Source organism: Corynebacterium xerosis NBRC 16721 = ATCC 373, from assembly GCF_001552415.1.
Classification (GTDB): domain Bacteria; phylum Actinomycetota; class Actinomycetes; order Mycobacteriales; family Mycobacteriaceae; genus Corynebacterium; species Corynebacterium xerosis.
Genome location: NZ_BCRD01000001.1, coordinates 110403 through 126938 on the forward strand (window position 1 = coordinate 110403; position 16536 = coordinate 126938).

The window sequence follows — 16536 nt, forward strand, 5'->3', positions numbered from 1 at the left end:
GGTCAACGTCCTTTCAGGAGCAATGCGGCGCGAGGTGTGGAGCGCAGGGTGGAGTGCGGGGTCCCGTGCGCCGGATGGACGCGGGTGAGCGTCCACCCGACGGTGTTGACGACGAGGGTGCTGCGGCGGGTGCCCTGGGCGCTGCCGTGGGCGGCGGTGTGCGCCGCGGATTCTCCGGCGGCACCGTCCCCGGGAGGCAGCGAGAATACCCTCCTGTCCGCCCCGTGCAAATGCACGTGGCCGTGCAGGTGGAGGGCGGGGCGGAGCCGTTCGACGAGCGCGTCGACGGCCGGCAGCGCGCGGTGCACGTCGTCGGTCCCCGCGCCGGGTGTGCCGGGGGCGTGGGTGAGCAGGACGTCGACGAGCGCGCGCGTTGCCGGTCCGCCGCCGGAGCGGTGGGCGCGCCGGGCTTTGCGCACCACCCGCCGTGCGCGCCGCATCGCCTGGGCTCCGGTCCACTGGTTGGGGCCGGAGGAGTAGCGCCCGCAGCCGCCGAGACCCGCGATGCGCAGTCCGGCGACGTCGACGACGTCCCGGTCGGCGGCCCACGCCCCCTCGGGGCCGGGCCAGGAGTCGTGCCGTCCGGCGCGCAACCATCCGGCGGGCGTGAGCCGGAATCCCTCCAGCGACGGGTCGTGGTTGCCGGGCACCATCACGCAGGGCACGTCGAAGGCGTCGGCGACCGCGGCGACGTAGGCGAAGTCGAGGTCCCCGGCGGACAGCAGCAGGTCCGGCCGGTTTCCGGGGCCGAGGTCGACGCCGCCGGGGATCGTCAGTGCGGGACGTTCCTCGTCGGCGATGGCCAGGACGGTGACCGGGCCCCGTGCTTTGCGACGTTGATGTTCCATCGGGTTCGACCGTATGCGAATGGGCGGCGTGGGGGCAGTGCGGTGTGCGTCGCGGCGTGCATGGCGGCGGGTGTTCGAACGGCGCGGGCTTTCCCGGCCGGTCGATCCGGGGCGTCTTCTACGGTGACGGCATACGTCGCAAAGCAGAAGGAGAATCGCCATGACCACGCCCATCGCAGAACCCGTTGCACCCACTGCACCCGTTGCGCCCGTTGCACCCGCGGCGCCGACGGAGATCCCCGACGTGTGGGAGATGCCGAACCAGGGGTCGGGCTGGTGCGATTGCGGCGAGGACCACGACGTCGACCGCGAACTGGTCCGGTACATGATCGGCCGTGCGCTGGGACGCGGCGCGAGCGACCGGGAATCCATCACCCACCCGGAGGTGTGCCGCGTGATCATGGACATGTGGCGGTACGCGGAGGTGTGCCGCTTCTTCCACGATGCGGTGGAGCGCTCGGCGACGGCGATGCACGGCAGCGTCGCCCCGGAATACCCGATGGACGCGGGGCGGCGGATCATCGCCCACTTCGCCAAGACGTGGAACGGCTGCCCGGAGCAGCTGTGCGGCGGCGGCTTCGACTGGGCAGGGGAGGTGTAGCGCGCGGGTAGACTCGGACGGCGTGAACCCGCCCAACCCCCCGAAGCCGACGCCCACGCCGCGCTCCGTCGCGCCGACGCCGGACGGCCGCACGCCGTTGACCGTGTCCGCGACCGCGCATGCCAAGGTCAACCTGCACCTCGGCTGCGGCGATGTGCGCCCGGACGGTTTCCATGAGTTGGTCACGGTCTTCCAGTCGCTGTCGTTGCCGACCACCGTCACTTTGACGGAGGTGCTCCGGGGCGACGCCACGGGACACGTGGCGGGGCTGACGGTGTCGGGGGATTCGGCGAAGCACGTGCCCACCGATGAATCGAATCTGGCGTGGCGGGCGGTCATCGCCGCCGTCGAAGCCGCGGAGTCGAAGGTGCCGCGGGTGGCGGCGATCCACATCGACAAGTCCATCCCCGTCGCCGGTGGCATGGCCGGGGGGTCGGCGGACGCGGCGGCCGCGCTGCTGGCGGCGCGCGAGTTCTTCGAGCTGCCGCTGACCGACGACGAATTGCTCGGCCTGGCCGCCGATCTGGGCTCCGACGTGCCGTTCTGCCTGCTCGGCGGCACCGCGCTGGGCGCGGGGCGCGGCGAGAACCTGGTGCCCGTGCTGGTTCGCGGCGAGTACCACTGGGCGCTTGCGCTGGCCAAGGGCGGCCTGTCCACGCCGGAAGTGTTCCGCACCATCGACCGTCTCCGCGAGGAACGGGAGGTGCCCCGCGCCGCCGCGCCCGACGACCTGATCAAGGCGCTGGCCTCCGGCTCCCCGGATCAATTGGCGGCGCACCTGGCCAACGACCTGCAGCCGGCGGCGATATCCCTCAAGCCCGAGCTGCGCACCACCCTGCGCGCGGGTCTCGACGGCGGAGCGCTGGCGGGCATCGTGTCCGGGTCCGGCCCGACCACGGCGTTCCTGTGCCGCGACCGGGAGCATGCGCTCGACGTCGCCGCCCACCTGGCCACGTCCGGCACCTGCGCGGCCACGCTCACCGCATCCGGCCCCGCGCCGGGAGCGCGCATCGTCCAGTAAGCCCGGCGGCACTACATCACCGACCAGTGCCACCGACCCGCATCACTCCCGACCACCACCGACCCGCACCACCATCCGCACGACCACCGACCCGCACCACCACCAAACAGACCCCGCGAGGAGTTCGAGAAGCCGCAATGGCGAACCTGATCAATCTGGAGAACGTCAGCAAGACCTTCGGGCTGAAAACCCTGCTCGACGGGGTGAGCCTGGGCATCCAGTCCGGCGACCGCATCGGCGTGGTGGGGCTCAACGGCGGCGGCAAGTCGACGCTGCTGAAGATCCTCGCCGGCGTCGAGCCCGCCGATTCCGGCCGCGTGTCGCGCAACAACGACTTGGCCATGGCGCATGTCACGCAGGGCGCGGAGCTGGATCCGGAGGCGACGATCTTCGACAGCGTCATCGCGCCGCTGGGCGTCGCCGAACACGAGTGGGCGGGTGACGCGAAGATCCGCAACGTCCTCGATGGCCTCGGGCTGGGCGAGCTGGGGCTGGACACGAAGGTCGGGGAGCTCTCCGGCGGCGAGCGGCGACGCGTCAACCTCGGTGCGGCGTTGGTGCAGGACCTGGACCTGCTGATCCTCGACGAGCCGACCAACCACCTGGACATTGAGGGCGTGCAGTGGCTGGCCGATCACGTGATGTCGCGGCGCTCGGCGCTGGTGGTGGTCACCCACGATCGCTGGTTCCTGGACACCGTGGCCACGAAGACGTGGGAGGTCCACGACGGGCAGGTCGATTTCTACGACGGCGGCTACAACGACTGGACCTTCGCCCGTGCCGAGCGCGCCCGCCAGGCCGACGCGGCGGAGGCCCGCCGCCAGAACCTGGCGCGCAAGGAGCTGGCGTGGCTGCGCCGCGGTGCCCCGGCCCGCACGTCTAAGCCGCGCTACCGCATCGAGGCCGCCGAGGCGCTGATCTCCAACGTGCCGGCGCCGCGCGACAGCGTGGAGCTGATGGCGTTTTCCAAGCGCCGCCAGGGCAAAGTCGTCGTGGAGTTGGAGGACGCCGCGTTCTCCGCGCCGGACGGTCGCCGGTTGGTCGAGGACCTGACGTGGCGTTTGGCGCCGGGCGAGCGCATCGGCCTGGTCGGCGTCAACGGATCCGGCAAGACCACGCTGCTGCGCACGTTGGCCGGCGAGCACCCGCTCGACGAGGGCAAGCGCATCGAGGGCAAGACCGTGCGCCTGGGCTGGCTGCGCCAGGAGCTCGACGATCTGCCCATGGACATGCGGGTGCTCGACGCGATCGAGGACGTGGCCACCTACATCGAATTCGGCGACAAGCAGATGTCTGCGTCGCAGCTGGCGGAGCGCCTGGGCTTCACGCCGAAGCGCCAGCGCACGCCCATCGGCAATCTCTCCGGTGGCGAGCGCCGTCGCCTGCAGCTCACGCGCGTGCTCATGGCCGAGCCGAACCTGCTGCTTCTCGACGAGCCGACCAACGACCTGGACATCGACACGCTCCAGGAGCTCGAGGATCTGCTGGACAACTGGCCGGGCACGCTGGTGGTCATTTCGCACGACCGTTACCTGGTCGAGCGCGTCTGCGACACCACGTGGGCGCTGTTCGGCGATGGCGGCCTGACCAACCTGCCGGGCGGCATCGAGGAGTACCTGCAGCGTCGCAAGGCGTTGGCGGCGGCCGGCGTCGGTGGCGCGGCGCCGTCGCGGGCGACCGCCGGGTATGCGGCGGCCCCGGGTGTTTCGCGTGACGACGTCCCGGCCGATTCCTCCGCCGGTGCGCCCGCGGGAGCGGCGGGGAACTCCGGGACCGCGAAAACCCTGTCCTCTCAGGAGGAGCGGGAGCTGCGCAAGGAGCTCAACCGCCTGGAGCGGCAGATCGCGAAGATGGACCAGAAGGAATCCAAGCTCAACGACGAGATGGCGAAGATCTCCGAGGACGTCGCCAACCTCGACACCGCCCGCCTGGCCGAAATCGACCGCGAGATCACCGCGCTGCGCGAGGAGCGCGAGGAGATCGAGATGCGGTGGATGGAAGTGGGCGAAGAGCTGGAGTAACGGCGCTGTTCGTGTGGCTGAGCGGGTACTGGACAGAGGTCCGCGCGCCTTCACACCGAGTCAAAAGATTCATAACATTCACAACCGTTCAAAAGTCTCGGTGCCCTTGGGGGCATGACAACCGTCAAGAACCCATATCGTGCAAGTTTGGGCGTGGACCCGCCGCTTTTGGTTGGTCGGGATGAGGTCATTTCGGACTTTTCATATGCGTTGGACAACGGTCCGGGAACGCATGAGCGCATCACAGTGGTCACGGGTGCGCGTGGTGTGGGTAAGACCGTGCTTTTGAACAGCTTCGAAGACCGAGCCCGGGAGCGGGGCTGGGTCGTGCTCTCCGAAACCGCGACACCGGGCTTCTGTCGACGCTTGGGAGATGAAGCGGACCTCCACGCCGAGAAGCTGGAAGGGCGGGAAGTTCCGAAGCTTCGTGGCGTGCAGGCCGCCGGCTTCGGGGTTCAATGGGAAGGGGGAAGCCGCGTTGCGCCTGATGGTTTGCGCGCTTCCCTGAACGCGCTGTTGGATCAGATCGAGTCGATGGCCGTGGCGGTGGGGCAGCCGCCCGCGGGAGTTCTCATCACCCTCGATGAGTTGCACCACCACAGCAGGGACGAGTTGATCGAACTGGCTGCAGTGACGCAGCACTTGGTCCGTGAGGAACGCGAGATCAGCGTGGTGCTGGCGGGCATTCCATCGGCGGTCAAGCCGCTGCTCCAGAGTAAAGAAGACACGAACCCGATCACATTCATCCGTCGGGCGAACCGGGTCAATCTTGGGGCCGTCGCGCCTTCGGATATTCGGATGGCGCTGGGGACTCCTGCGGAGGATGCCGGAGTGACGTGGGTCGGGGAGGCTCTGGAGACGGCTGTACGAGCATGCGGAGGCTATCCGTTTCTCATTCAGCTCGTCGGAGATTGGTCATTTCGCGCTCGCAATGGCGACGTCATCGACGAAGACTCGGTGGTCAAGGGCGTTGCGAAGGCTCGGCGAAAAATGGGCCAGCTGGTCCATGAACCTGCGCTGCACGACCTCTCTGGAGTGGATCGAAGCTTCCTCGCTTATATGGCCCTCGATGATGGCCCCAGCGTCGTGGCGGACATTGCGGATCGAATGGGCGTCAGCCGCCCCTATGCGGGAAACTACCGGAGGCGCCTTCTGGACGCCGAGATGATCGTTGAAGCTGGCTACGGGAAAGTCGATTATGCGCTTCCGTACATGAGGGAGTATCTGCGTGATCACGCAGTGGCCGCGGGAATCGGGCCGCTCACGGACGATCCCCAGGATTGACCTTCTCCACCTTCAGGAACGGCGCGCGCCCCAGCACGGAGTTGGCCACCGCGCCGGTCTTGGCGAACTGCGTCCAAATCGCCTGCATCGCCTTCCGGTCGCGGCGGACAGTGCGGCCTCGAACAGCAATTCGTCGGGCATCGGCGCCGCGCCGTAGCGCACGCCCCACGGCATGGCCTGCCCGTTCTTGAACGGACGCGCGGCCTCGGTGGCGCGGTCCTCGGCGGCGGCGATGCCCGCCTCGGAGGCGCCGCGGTCGATGGGGCCGGCGGCGTCGACCATGGCGTCGTACATCGGCCCGCGCCCGCCGAGGAATCCGAACGCCAGCGACTGCAGGATGGCACGGCGGAACGGCGGCTGGAACTGCTTTGCGACGTCCCCGCCGCCATCCCGTCCGGCCCGCAGCTTGTCGGCGCCGGCCACCACCATCAGCGACAGGATGAGGTCCGCGCCGGCGGACTGACCGAACATGGTGATCTGCCCGGGATCTCCGCCGAACGCGGCGATGTTGGCGCGGACCCACTCCAGCCCGGCCTGGATGTCCATGAGGCCGAGGTTGGCCGGGGGCACGCCCTCGGCGCGGTCGGCGCCGCCGCCGAGGAAGCCGTACGCGCCCAGGCGGAAGTTGATGGAGACGACGATGACGTCGTTCTCCGCGGCCATCTGCGACGGGTTGAAGCGAGGGATGTCGCCGCCGCCGGCGATGTTCGCGCCGCCGTGGATCCACACCATCACCGGCAGCTTCGCGTCGGCCGGAGTGTCATCGGGCACGGTGATGGCCAGGTGCTGGCAATGCTCGCCGTGGTGGCGCGGCTGCGCGTGCGGCGCGATCTTCTTGCCCGCCGGCGACGGCCGCTGCGGGCACGTCGGGCCGGGCAGGTCGGCGACGATCATGCCGCCGTCGGGAAGCTCGGTCAGCGGCTGCGGGACCTCGTGCCGGTTGGCGTAGGCGTAGGGGATGCCGATGGCGCGCATGACCTGCTGGTCGCGCGTCTCCGCGGCGGGTTCCCGGAAGCCCTGGATCACGCCGGCGGGCGCGTACCAGCGGGGCGCTCCCGCCGAGGGGGCGGGGTTCGCCCGCCGGTCGGTGTCGTTCGTGGGCCGATGATCGGGGTTAATGGCGCTCATGCGTCAATGTTGCCACGCCCAACGCTTTTACGTCCGTCGAATCGGGGCCGTGTCGGTGCCCTGCGTGCTTTATGCGTCCGCGGCGGCGGGCAGGTACGGCTCGGCCCACGTGCGGATCAGATCGGCGGCCCGCTGCGGCGCGCCCTTCTTCACCAGGAGGTGGTCGGCCTTGTCCAGGCTCATCAGGGACTTCGGGTAGCGGGCGACCAGGAAAATCTTCTGGGCGCTGTCGATGCCGACGGTCTGGTCGGTCGGGGAGTGGAGCAGCAGCAGCGGCCTGCGCAGCTTGTGGATGTACGTTTCCGGGTCGATGTCGGCGAGGGTTTCCAGGAACTCGCGCGAGATCGGGATGTCGCGGCCGGCAATGGACAGGGTCTGCGTGCCGTGGGCGTCGATGTCGCCGATGGCGTCGGCGAAGTGGAAGATCGAGTGCGCGGGGTCGAAGGGCGCGCCGATCGTCGCGACGGCCTTGACCAGGGGCATCCGCTGACCGGCGAGGATCGCCGCGGCGCCGCCGAGGGAGTGCCCGATCAGCAGCGACGGCGCGGTGTATTCGGCGGCGAGGAATTCGTAGGCGGCGACGAGGTCGTCGACGTTGGTCAGGAACGTGGTGTCGGCGAAGGATCCCCCCGATTCGCCGAGCCCGGTGAAGTCGAAGCGCAGGCAGGCGATGCCCTGCTTGGCCAGCGCGCGGCACGTCCGCGCGGCCCCCGGCACCTTCCGGTTGCAGGTGAAGCAGTGCGCGAACAGCGCCCAGGCGCGGGGTTGGCCGTCGGGCAGGTCGATCGTTGCGGCGAGGGTTTCGCCCGTGGATCCGGTGAAGGTGACGTTCTTGCTGGGCATGTAAACGGAGGGTACCCGCGCCGTCGGGCATTGGCTTAGCGACGTTGCCATGTTCACGTCACCGCCGTTTTGTGCCCCGTGCCACGCGTGACCTCGGAGGATTGCGGGTCACATGGCCTAGAGATAGAATATGCGCATACATGCAGATATGAAGATGTTTGGAGCGGTGACGGAGGGAGTGGCCATGATCGACGTCTTGCGCAACCGCACATATGCCACGCTGTTTTCGGCGCAGGTCATCGCGCTGCTGGGCACGGGGCTGCTCACCATCGCCCTCGGATTGCTGACCATCGCCGGGCTCGTGCGCGGCGCCGTCGCGCTGTGTCTGCCGTTCGTGTCGGAGCCGTGGCACATCTACGTGCTCATCTTCCTGCTGCAATCCGCGTCGGCCACGTTCACTCCGGCGTTCCAGGCGGTCATTCCGGCGGTGCTGCCCGACGAGCGGGACTACACCCGCGCCCTGTCGTTGTCCCGGCTGGCGTATGACCTGGAATCGCTGCTCAGCCCGGCGCTGGCCGCCGCACTGCTGACGGTCGTCGCCTACGACGATCTTTTCCTGGGCACCGTCGTCGGCTTCATCATCTCCGCGGGCATGGTTCTGGCCACCCGCTTCCCCGACATCCCGCCCGCCGACGAGGCCCCGTTCTTCGACCGGCTCACGCGCGGCCTGCGTCTGTTCCTCGGGCGGGCGCAGCTGCGCAGCCTCTTGTTCCTCAACTTGGCGGTGGCGGCGGCCACGGCGATGGTCGTGGTCAACACGGTCGTCATCGTCCAGGGCGGTGCGGGGCGCCCGCAGTCCGACGTCGCCATTGCCCTGGGCGCCTACGGGGCCGGTTCGATGCTGGTCGCCCTGTCGCTGCCGAAGCTCCTCGACTCCGTGTCCGACCGCATCCCCATGCTCGTCGGCGCCGCGATGTCCCCGGTCGGCCTGGTCCTGGCCGCGCTCGCCCTCGGCGGCGACGGTGAACTGTCCTGGCCGACGCTGCTGGGGATCTGGTTCGCGCTGGGTGCCGGCGCGTCGCTCATCCTGACTCCCTCGGCGCGGCTGCTGCGCCGCAACGTCGACGAGTCCGAGCTGTCCGACGTCTTCGTCGCCCAGTTCTCGCTGTCCCACGCCTGCTTCCTGATCACCTATCCCATCGCCGGTTCCGTCGGAGCTGCGGTGGGCATGTCCCCGGTGGCGTGGATCCTCGCCGGCGTCGGAGTGGTGGGTGCCGCCGTCGCGTGGGCGTTCTGGCGTCGCTGACGGAGCCGTCCGGCCCTGCTTCGGCCCTGGATCGGGGTTGGCCCGCTCCTGGGGCCGGATCTTCCGGTGATGCTCGCCACAAAGGCGGGCAAAGTGGACATTTCGATTTAATTATGACGACAGTATGTCGTTAACATGGCGACATGGCGTCGGTATCTTTGGTCTCGCGCGCATCCCGCGCGGGCATCGGCCGTCGTCAAGCGGAAAAACCGCACCAAGCCGCACCAACCCGGCTCGAACCACCGCACCCCGCCGACCCCGGAGGCCCCATGTTCCTGGCCTGGCGCGAAATGCTCTTCGCGCGCACCCGATTCCTGCTGATGGGCCTGGTACTGGCCCTGATGTCCATCCTCATCGTCATCATCTCCGGACTCACCGCCGGACTGGTCAACGACGGCGTATCCGGCCTGAAGGCCATGAACGCCGAGACCATCGCCTTCGAAGAGGGCACCAAAACCGACTCCGCGTTCACCCGCTCCGTCGTCGACGTAACCTCGGCCGAGGACGTCGCCGCCGCGGACGGAGTCACCGAGGCCACGCCGATGGGCCTGACCATCGTCAACGCCAAGAACCAGGACGGTACGCCCGTCGACCTGACCCTCGTCGGCGTCGACCCCGGCTCCTTCCTGGCGCCCGGCACCGCCGCCGCCGGCGATTCCGTCGAGGGCGAGACGCTGCCCCTCATGGCCGCCCCGGGTGACCGCGCCGCCGGCGAACCCACCTCCACCCCGCACGACGTCGTGGTGTCCGCGACGCTGAAGGACGAGGGGCTGAACATCGGCGACGTCATCACCGTCGAGCGCCTGGAGACCCCGCTGACCATCGTCGGATTCGCCGACGGCCAGCGCACCTTCGGCCACGTCGACATCGCCTACGCGCCGCTCGACGTGTGGCAGGAGATCCACGCCGGCGCCCGCGACGGCGAGGCTGCCCCCGATGACGCCTACACCCAGGCCAGCGTGGTCGTCGCCCGCGGCGCCGACGGCGTCGTCCCCGGCCTCGACGCGCTGTCCGCGGCGACCGGCCTGGACGCCCGCACCCTCGAGGAATCCTTCGACTCCTCCCCGGGCTACGGCCCCGAGACCATGACCCTGTCGATGATCGAGTGGTTCCTCTACATCATCGCCGCCCTGGTCACCGGCGCCTTCTTCCTCGTGTGGACCATCCAGCGCGCCGGCGACATCGCCGTCATGCGCGCCATGGGCGCCACCAAGGGCTTCCTGCTGCGCGACAGCCTCGGCCAGGCCGTGGTCATCCTCGCGCTGTCCATCGGCGTCGGCGTCGCGCTGGCGCTGGCCCTCGGCGCTGGGCTGGAAGCCTCGCCCATGCCGTACGCCACCGAACTGGCGCCCGTCCTCACCGGCGCCGCCCTGCTGTTCGTCTTCGGACTGATCGGCGCCTCCGTCGCCGTCTTCCGCGTCACCCGCACCGACCCGCTCACCGCATTGGGGGAGAACCGATGACCGACACCAATCCCGCCACCCCGGCCACTCCGGCCAATCCGGGAATTGCACCCGCACTGGTCCTCGACCACGTCAGCGTCAGCTTCGGGGACGGCGACTCCACGGTCCACGCCCTCGACGACGTTTCCCTGACCGTCCACCCGGGCGAGTTCGTCGCCATCGTCGGACCCTCCGGCTCCGGCAAGTCCACGCTGCTGGCCGTCGCCGGCGCGCTGACCACGCCGCAGTCGGGATCCGTCACCCTCGGCGGCGAGGTGCTCGACGACATGAAGGACAAGGACCTGGCGCGCGTGCGCCGCAGCCACATCGGATTCGTGTTCCAGTCCGGCAACCTGCCGTCGTCGCTGAAGGCCCGCGACCAGCTGGAACTGGCCGCCCGCCTGCTCGGCCACCGCGGCCGCAAGTCCAACGACGAGTTGCTGGAAGCAGTCGGCATGGGCCACCGCGCCAACCACCGCCCAGGGCAGCTGTCCGGCGGCGAGCGCCAGCGCATCGGCATCGCCCGCGCACTGGTCGGCGGCCCCGACGTCCTGCTCGTCGACGAACCCACCGCGGCCCTGGACACCCGCCGCTCGCAGGAGATCGTCGCGCTGCTGGCCGAGGAATCGCGCAACGAAGGCGTGGCCACCGTCATGGTCACCCACGACCTCGGCGTCCTGGGCCACTGCGACCGCGTCCTGGAGATGGCCGACGGCAAGCTGCGCCCGCGCGAGGCGTAGCGGGGCGGGGCGGCGCCCGCGGGGCCCGGACGACGAGGTTTGTCGACTCTTTACGTCGGGTCGTCGTCAAGCGGTATGAAACCGCAGGCAGTCGGAGTACGGTGAGGACGACAGCAGCGTTCGACGCCGGCCCGCGCCCGCGAGCGCCGACCAGCGCCGACCAGCACTGACGCGGCCCCGACCCGAAGAGGAGACGCCATGCCGAAGATCACCGGCCCCACCGTCGTGGAGCATCGTGCCGCTCAGCATCGCGCGCTCCTCGACGCCGCCGAAAAGCTGATCAACGACTCCGGCGGCGAAGTGCCCACCCTCACCGAGGTCGCCGAGGCGATGGGCCTGGCCCGGTCGAGCGTCTACCTGTACGTCAAGTCGCGCAAGGACCTGATCGTCCAGCTGCTGCTCGACGTCATCCCCAACTGGACCGGGGGCATCACCGCCGCGATGGACGCCGTCGGCGACGACCCCGTCGCCCGGTTGAAGGTGTACATCGACGAAACGTTCCGCCTGTTCATCGAGGGCGACCACGGCCCCCTCATGGTTGCCGCCCAGCACGTCCCCGAATCCTTCATGGACCCGGACGTGCAGGAGGCCCACGGCGCGCTGGACCCGATCGTCGAATCTCTGCTCCGCGAGATGGGCGGGGACGTCGCCGTCGCCTCCCGGGCGCTGATCGACGCCGCCATCCAGCGCGGCGCCGAACTGGTCAAGGCCGGCGGCGCCGGGGAAGAGACCATCCGCGAGACCCTGCACCGCATGGCGCGCGGCGTCGTCACCGATGACGGCTGACGGGGCGGCGGGGCCGGATTCGGCGGGCCCCGGTGGCTCCGGCGGCCCCGACGGCCCCGGTGCCACCGCGGGCCCGCCCGTCCTGCGGCCCGTGAAGTCCCGCGCCCTGCGGTGGGCGCTCAACGCGGTGGGCCTGATCAGCCTGGGCCTCGGCGCGATCGGGGCGTTCGTTCCGTTGCTGCCGACGACGCCGTTCCTGCTGTTGTCGGCCCTGTGCTTCGCCAAGGCCTCCGATCGGCTGCTGAACTACCTGCTGGGCCACCGCATCTTCGGCTCCTACCTGCACCAGTACTACTCCGGGGAAATGACCCTGGCGTACAAGCTGCAGACGCTGGCCGTGATGTGGCTGGGCCTCATCGTGTCGGCGTGGTTGATAGGTAAGCCGTGGCCGTGGGTGATCTTCGCCGTCATCGGCACGGGCGTGAGCATTCACATCCTGACGTTGAAGCCGAAGACCCCGCCCGGCGGTGGCGCCGGGCGGTGACGCCGGAAACGGCGAAACCGGCCCGCACCGTTGATTCGGTGCGGGCCGGTTCGTCGTAAAGCGAAAACCGGGGGAGGCGCGGCGCTTAACGCACCGGCACGCCCGGACCGAGCGGGATGCCGAGCAGGTACCACAGAGTGAAGAAGAGGAACCAACCCACCAGCATTGCGACGGAGTATGGGATGGCCAGCGACATCAGCGTGCCCACGCCCGCGGGCTTGTAGTACTTCTGCAGGAACGTCAACGCCAGCGCGAAGTACGGGGACATCGGCGTGATGATGTTCGACGGCGAATCGCCGATGCGGAACAGCATCTGCGAGACCTCGGGGGTGATGCCGACGTACATGAGCATCGGCACGACCACCGGCGCCATCAGCGCCCACTGGGCGGAACCGGAAGTGATCAGCAGGTTGAGCGCCGCGACCATCAGCACCAGCGCTGCGAACAACACCAGCGGCGGCAGGTCGGCCTTGGTCAGCAGCTCCGAGCCCTTGATCGCCGTCCATTGGCCCAGGTTCGACCAGGAGAAGTAGGACGTGAACTGCGCGACGGCGAAGAACAACACCATCATCGCGGTCAGCGTGGACAGGCCCTTCTCCATGAAGTCGGGGATGTCCGACGAATCGCGGATCGAGCCGATGGACAGGCCGTAGGCGATGCCGACGATGGCGAACAGCAGCGCGATCGGCACGACGATGTCGGTGAGCAGCGGGGAATTGAGGATGCCGTCGCCCTCGCCCCGCAGCGGCGAGCCCGGGATGAACAGCAGCGCCGCCCATGCGGCGACGGTCGCCAGCGCAGCGAAGCCGCCGACCTTCAGGGCCTTGGCCTCGCGGGGGTCGAGCTCGAGTTCGTCGCGCAGCTCCTCCTTGGAGCGGGTTTCACCGTTGGGGGTGTCGTCGGCACGGCTTTCGCTTGACGATGATCCGGTGTGGGAGTCGGCCGCCGTCTTCTTCGCGGCCCTCTTCTCGTCGCGGCCGGCGCGATCGCCGACGCGGCCGACGGAGGTCGTCGCGCCGGCATCGGAGCGAACGTCGTCGTCGGAGTCGGAGCCGCCGTTGCCGGGCTTGGTGAACGCCGCGGCCTCGTAGTTGATCTTCGACTCGTCGATGGTCTTCTTCGTGTGCTTGACGATGAACAGCTCCGTCACCGCCGTGATGATCGCCGACAGCACCAGCGCTGAGGCCATGGAGAAGAAGTAGTTCGCCAGCGGGGACACCACGTACTCGGGGTCGACGAACTGGGCGGCGGACGTCGAGATGCCGGCCAGCAGCACGTCGGTGATGTTGAGCACCAGCGAGGAGTTGAAGCCGGCGGACGACGCCGCGAACGCGACCATCGCGCCGACGATCGGGTTGCGCCCCACCGCGCGGAACGCCGCGGCGCCCAGCGGGATGAGGATGACGTACACGGCGTCGGAGGCGACCGAGCCGGTCACGCCGGCCAGGGCGACGACGTAGGTCAGCCACATGGGGGAGCGGACCTTGGACACCGCCGCGCGGATCGCCGCGCCGATGAACCCGGAGTACTCCGCGATGGCGACGCCGAGCATGCACACCAGGATCAGGCCGACGGGGGGCGAAGGTGACGAAGTTGTCCACCGCGTCGGTGACCATCTTCTGCAGGTACTCGGAGGTCAGAAGGTTCTGCACCTCGATGACCTCGCCGCTGGCCGGGTCCTTCGCGGACATCCCGGCCTTCGAGCCCAGCCACGACGACACGATGACCACGCCGGCCAGGATGACGAAGAGCCAGAACGGGTTGGGCAACGCATTGCCCGCCCGCTCCAACCCGGCCAGGAAACCCTTCGGCTTGTCGGTGGCGGTGCCGGCGGATCTCCCTCCGTCACCGCCGTCGCCTCGTCTTTTCTCTGTGGTGCCCGTGGACTGCGCCATGGCCCCTCCAATGTCGTTTCTCGTCGGTCATGGGATCGGTGACCCCCGCTTCGCGAGCGGTCATCGGGGACCGTCGGGCGGGGAACGCGGCGACCGTGGTGAACGGTGCTCGTATTCGAAAGTAACGGAAACCATCGCCGATCGCGTACGAAGGGCGGGATGAAATGCGGCCGTAACACGGCGGGGATTGGGGGCGGGCCGCCGCCCGACTAGGCTGGGAGGGGTTATGGCCAAGAAGAAGTCGAAGAACGCGAAGAACCAGAATCCGGTGATCGCGACCAACCGCCGCGCCCGCCACGATTACACGATCCTGGACACGTGGGAGTGCGGTGTCGTGCTGGTCGGCACCGAGGTCAAGGCGCTGCGCGAGGGCAAGGCGTCGCTCAACGACGCCTTCGCCACCATCGACGACGGCGAGGTGTGGCTCCGCGGCCTGCACATCCCGGAGTACTCCCACGGCAACTGGACCAACCACCCGACGCGCCGGGCCCGCAAGCTCCTGCTGCACCGGGCGGAGATCGATTCGCTGATGGGCAAGGTCCGCGACGGCAAGAACACCCTCATCCCGCTGAAGCTGTACTTCAAGGACGGCCGCCTCAAGGTCGAGTTGGGCCTGGCCCGCGGCAAGCAGGACTACGACAAGCGCCAGGACATCAAGCGCCGCACCGAGGAACGCGAGATCACCCGCGACCTCGGCCGCCGCATCAAGGGCATCAAGGGGTAGGCGGGCGCGGGGTCGGCGCAAAAGATGCGATGCTAACGGGATAGCAGCTGCGGCACTGGAAATGCCGCACACCACTACCGCTCACCGCGATCAACGGAGGAAGACGTGTTCGGGTCGAAAAAATCGAAAATTGATGTGTTTGTGCTGGTGGTGGCGGCACTGATGGCGATCATTCTAGTGCTAGGCGTCTTTATCTGGCGCTCGACCTCGTCGGCGTTGTCCGAGCCCATTGGCGTCGAAACCGAGTCGTCGACCTCCGAGATCGTCAACGCCGTGGAGCGCGAAGAGCAGGTCGTGTTGGTCAGCAGCTCGGTGCAGGGGCTGTACAAGACCGAAACCCGCAGGACCGCGTTCGGGCGTGGTGTGCCGGGCTCCGGCCGCACCCATTTCCTGCAGTACACCTACACCGCGAAGCTCGGCATCGAGGGGAAGGACGTGGACATCCGCGAGACGGCGGACAACGAATTCACGATCGTCATCCCGGCGTTCACGTTCATCGGCCATAGCGACCCGACCTTCGAGACGGTATTGGAAGACGGCGGGGTTTTGCGCTTCGTCTCGCCGGAGATCGACACGGCGGCCGTCATCACCGACATCCTCAACGGCGAAGCCAAGACCGAACATGTGCGTCGAAATGATGCGTTGCTGAAGGATCAGACAAAGGTCTTCTACTCCGGGATCATCCACGCCATCGACGAGGATGCGCAACTGGCGTTCGAATACCGGTGAGCCATCTCGAACCGCATGGGCGGCCCCTGAATTTCCGCCGCCGTGGCCACCCATTCGCTTCCCGCGATGCCGGCCGCCGCATCAAGGGCATCAAGGGGTAGGCCGCTCGCGGGCCGTCGTCAAGCGACGCCCGCAGGCCCCTTGACGACCGCAAGCAACGGGGTTAAGCTGAACCATCCTGCCGGGCAATCAAGCCGCATCCCGTCCGGCGGGCGTGTAAGGGGCCGACATGGTTTCGACTTCGTACATTGAGCCAGGGGAAGCGTGCCGGTGAAGGCTGGAGACCACCGCAAGCGTCGCAGCAACCAATTAAGCGCCGAGAACTCTCAGCGCGACTACGCCCTCGCTGCCTAAGCAGCGACCGCGTGTCTGTCAGACCGGGTAGGCCTCTGATCCGGACCCTGGCATCGTTTAGTGGGGCTCGCTCGCCGACTTGGTCGCAAGGGTCGGCGGGGACACTCACTTGCGACTGGGCCCGTCATCCGGTCATGTTCGACTGAACCGGAGGGCCGAGCAGAGACCACGCGCGAACTGCGCACGGAGAAGCCCTGGCGAGGTGACGGAGGACCCGGGTTCAATTCCCGGCGGCTCCACAATTGGATTTCCCCCGGCCCTGGTGGCCGGGGTTTTCCTTTGCCTACCTGCTGTTTTGCGGTAGCCCCGGAAGTGCAACAGTGACCATGGGTTATCATGTGTGGGCACGCCGTGGGCACGCCACAGGGCACGCGGCGGGTTCAATCTTTC

The 16536-nt window shown here is 68.6% G+C and carries 15 protein-coding genes, 1 other RNA gene and 1 pseudogene; 12 read left to right on the plus strand and 5 right to left on the minus strand.

Annotation, left to right across the window (positions count from 1 at the left end; genetic code table 11):
- Window positions 1-2 precede the first annotated feature (2 nt).
- On the minus strand, window positions 3-848 hold the full coding sequence (locus CX1_RS12480) for a metallophosphoesterase family protein (RefSeq protein ID WP_169793201.1): 846 nt from the start codon (window positions 846-848) through the stop codon (window positions 3-5).
- Between the two features lie 160 nt (window positions 849-1008).
- Here CX1_RS12480 and CX1_RS12720 point away from each other — a divergent pair, with 160 nt between their 5' ends.
- The 4 genes from CX1_RS12720 (at window position 1009) to CX1_RS00570 (ending at window position 5775) form a co-directional block, all read left to right on the plus strand.
- Window positions 1009-1449 carry a hypothetical protein gene (locus tag CX1_RS12720; RefSeq protein WP_244465419.1) on the plus strand — a complete coding sequence of 147 codons (441 nt, stop codon included), beginning with the start codon at window positions 1009-1011 and terminating at the stop codon, window positions 1447-1449.
- Window positions 1450-1546: 97 nt separating this feature from the next.
- Window positions 1547-2470, plus strand: coding sequence for a 4-(cytidine 5'-diphospho)-2-C-methyl-D-erythritol kinase (locus CX1_RS00560; RefSeq protein ID WP_060925241.1), 924 nt, complete (start codon window positions 1547-1549; stop codon window positions 2468-2470).
- A 137-nt stretch (window positions 2471-2607) separates the two neighbouring features.
- Window positions 2608-4491 carry an ABC-F family ATP-binding cassette domain-containing protein gene (locus tag CX1_RS00565; RefSeq protein ID WP_046649876.1) on the plus strand — a complete coding sequence of 628 codons (1884 nt, stop codon included), beginning with the start codon at window positions 2608-2610 and terminating at the stop codon, window positions 4489-4491.
- A gap of 114 nt (window positions 4492-4605) precedes the next feature.
- Window positions 4606-5775, plus strand: coding sequence for an ATP-binding protein (locus tag CX1_RS00570; RefSeq protein ID WP_046649875.1), 1170 nt, complete (start codon window positions 4606-4608; stop codon window positions 5773-5775).
- A gap of 12 nt (window positions 5776-5787) precedes the next feature.
- Here the strand turns inward: CX1_RS00570 and CX1_RS00575 are convergent, their stop codons facing one another.
- Window positions 5788-6903, minus strand: a complete 1116-nt coding sequence (locus CX1_RS00575) for a carboxylesterase family protein (protein ID WP_052753087.1) — start codon at window positions 6901-6903, stop codon at window positions 5788-5790.
- Between the two features lie 69 nt (window positions 6904-6972).
- Entirely contained in the window at window positions 6973-7746 is a 774-nt protein-coding gene (locus CX1_RS00580) for an alpha/beta hydrolase family protein (RefSeq protein ID WP_046649874.1), read from the minus strand.
- A gap of 184 nt (window positions 7747-7930) precedes the next feature.
- Between CX1_RS00580 and CX1_RS00585 the strand changes: the two genes are divergently transcribed.
- From CX1_RS00585 to CX1_RS00605, 5 genes are all read left to right on the plus strand, one after another.
- A complete protein-coding gene (locus CX1_RS00585; protein ID WP_046649939.1) occupies window positions 7931-8992 on the plus strand; it encodes an MFS transporter in 1062 nt (353 codons plus the stop codon).
- Between the two features lie 269 nt (window positions 8993-9261).
- Window positions 9262-10455 (plus strand): ABC transporter permease, encoded by a 1194-nt coding sequence (locus tag CX1_RS00590; protein ID WP_046649873.1) that lies wholly within the window; start codon window positions 9262-9264, stop codon window positions 10453-10455.
- Complete coding sequence (locus tag CX1_RS00595) at window positions 10452-11174, plus strand: ABC transporter ATP-binding protein (protein WP_060925135.1); 723 nt, start codon at window positions 10452-10454, stop codon at window positions 11172-11174. Before CX1_RS00590 ends, CX1_RS00595 begins: the two co-directional genes overlap by 4 nt.
- 198 nt (window positions 11175-11372) lie before the next feature.
- On the plus strand, window positions 11373-11960 hold the full coding sequence (locus tag CX1_RS00600) for a TetR/AcrR family transcriptional regulator (RefSeq protein ID WP_113570117.1): 588 nt from the start codon (window positions 11373-11375) through the stop codon (window positions 11958-11960).
- The gene (locus CX1_RS00605) at window positions 11950-12444 is read left to right on the plus strand and encodes a YbaN family protein (protein ID WP_174520132.1); all 495 of its coding nucleotides are present in this window, start codon (window positions 11950-11952) and stop codon (window positions 12442-12444) included. The genes CX1_RS00600 and CX1_RS00605 overlap by 11 nt, the downstream gene beginning before the upstream one ends.
- 85 nt (window positions 12445-12529) lie before the next feature.
- Here CX1_RS00605 and CX1_RS00610 read toward each other — a convergent pair whose 3' ends face one another.
- Window positions 12530-13996: an AbgT family transporter gene (locus CX1_RS00610; protein WP_244465575.1), complete on the minus strand. Its 1467-nt coding sequence runs from the start codon at window positions 13994-13996 to the stop codon at window positions 12530-12532.
- Between the two features lie 82 nt (window positions 13997-14078).
- A pseudogene (locus CX1_RS12725) lies at window positions 14079-14339 on the minus strand (AbgT family transporter); the annotation flags it as partial.
- 226 nt (window positions 14340-14565) lie between these two features.
- On the opposite strand from CX1_RS12725, the gene smpB reads away from it, so the two are divergent.
- The 3 genes from smpB to ssrA all read left to right on the plus strand — a co-directional run bounded on the left by smpB (window position 14566) and on the right by ssrA (window position 16388).
- Window positions 14566-15063: an SsrA-binding protein SmpB gene (gene smpB, locus CX1_RS00615; RefSeq protein WP_046651458.1), complete on the plus strand. Its 498-nt coding sequence runs from the start codon at window positions 14566-14568 to the stop codon at window positions 15061-15063.
- A gap of 105 nt (window positions 15064-15168) precedes the next feature.
- Window positions 15169-15792: a hypothetical protein gene (locus CX1_RS00620; RefSeq protein WP_146780802.1), complete on the plus strand. Its 624-nt coding sequence runs from the start codon at window positions 15169-15171 to the stop codon at window positions 15790-15792.
- 220 nt (window positions 15793-16012) lie between these two features.
- Window positions 16013-16388: a transfer-messenger RNA gene (gene ssrA, locus CX1_RS00625) on the plus strand.
- Window positions 16389-16536 lie beyond the last annotated feature (148 nt).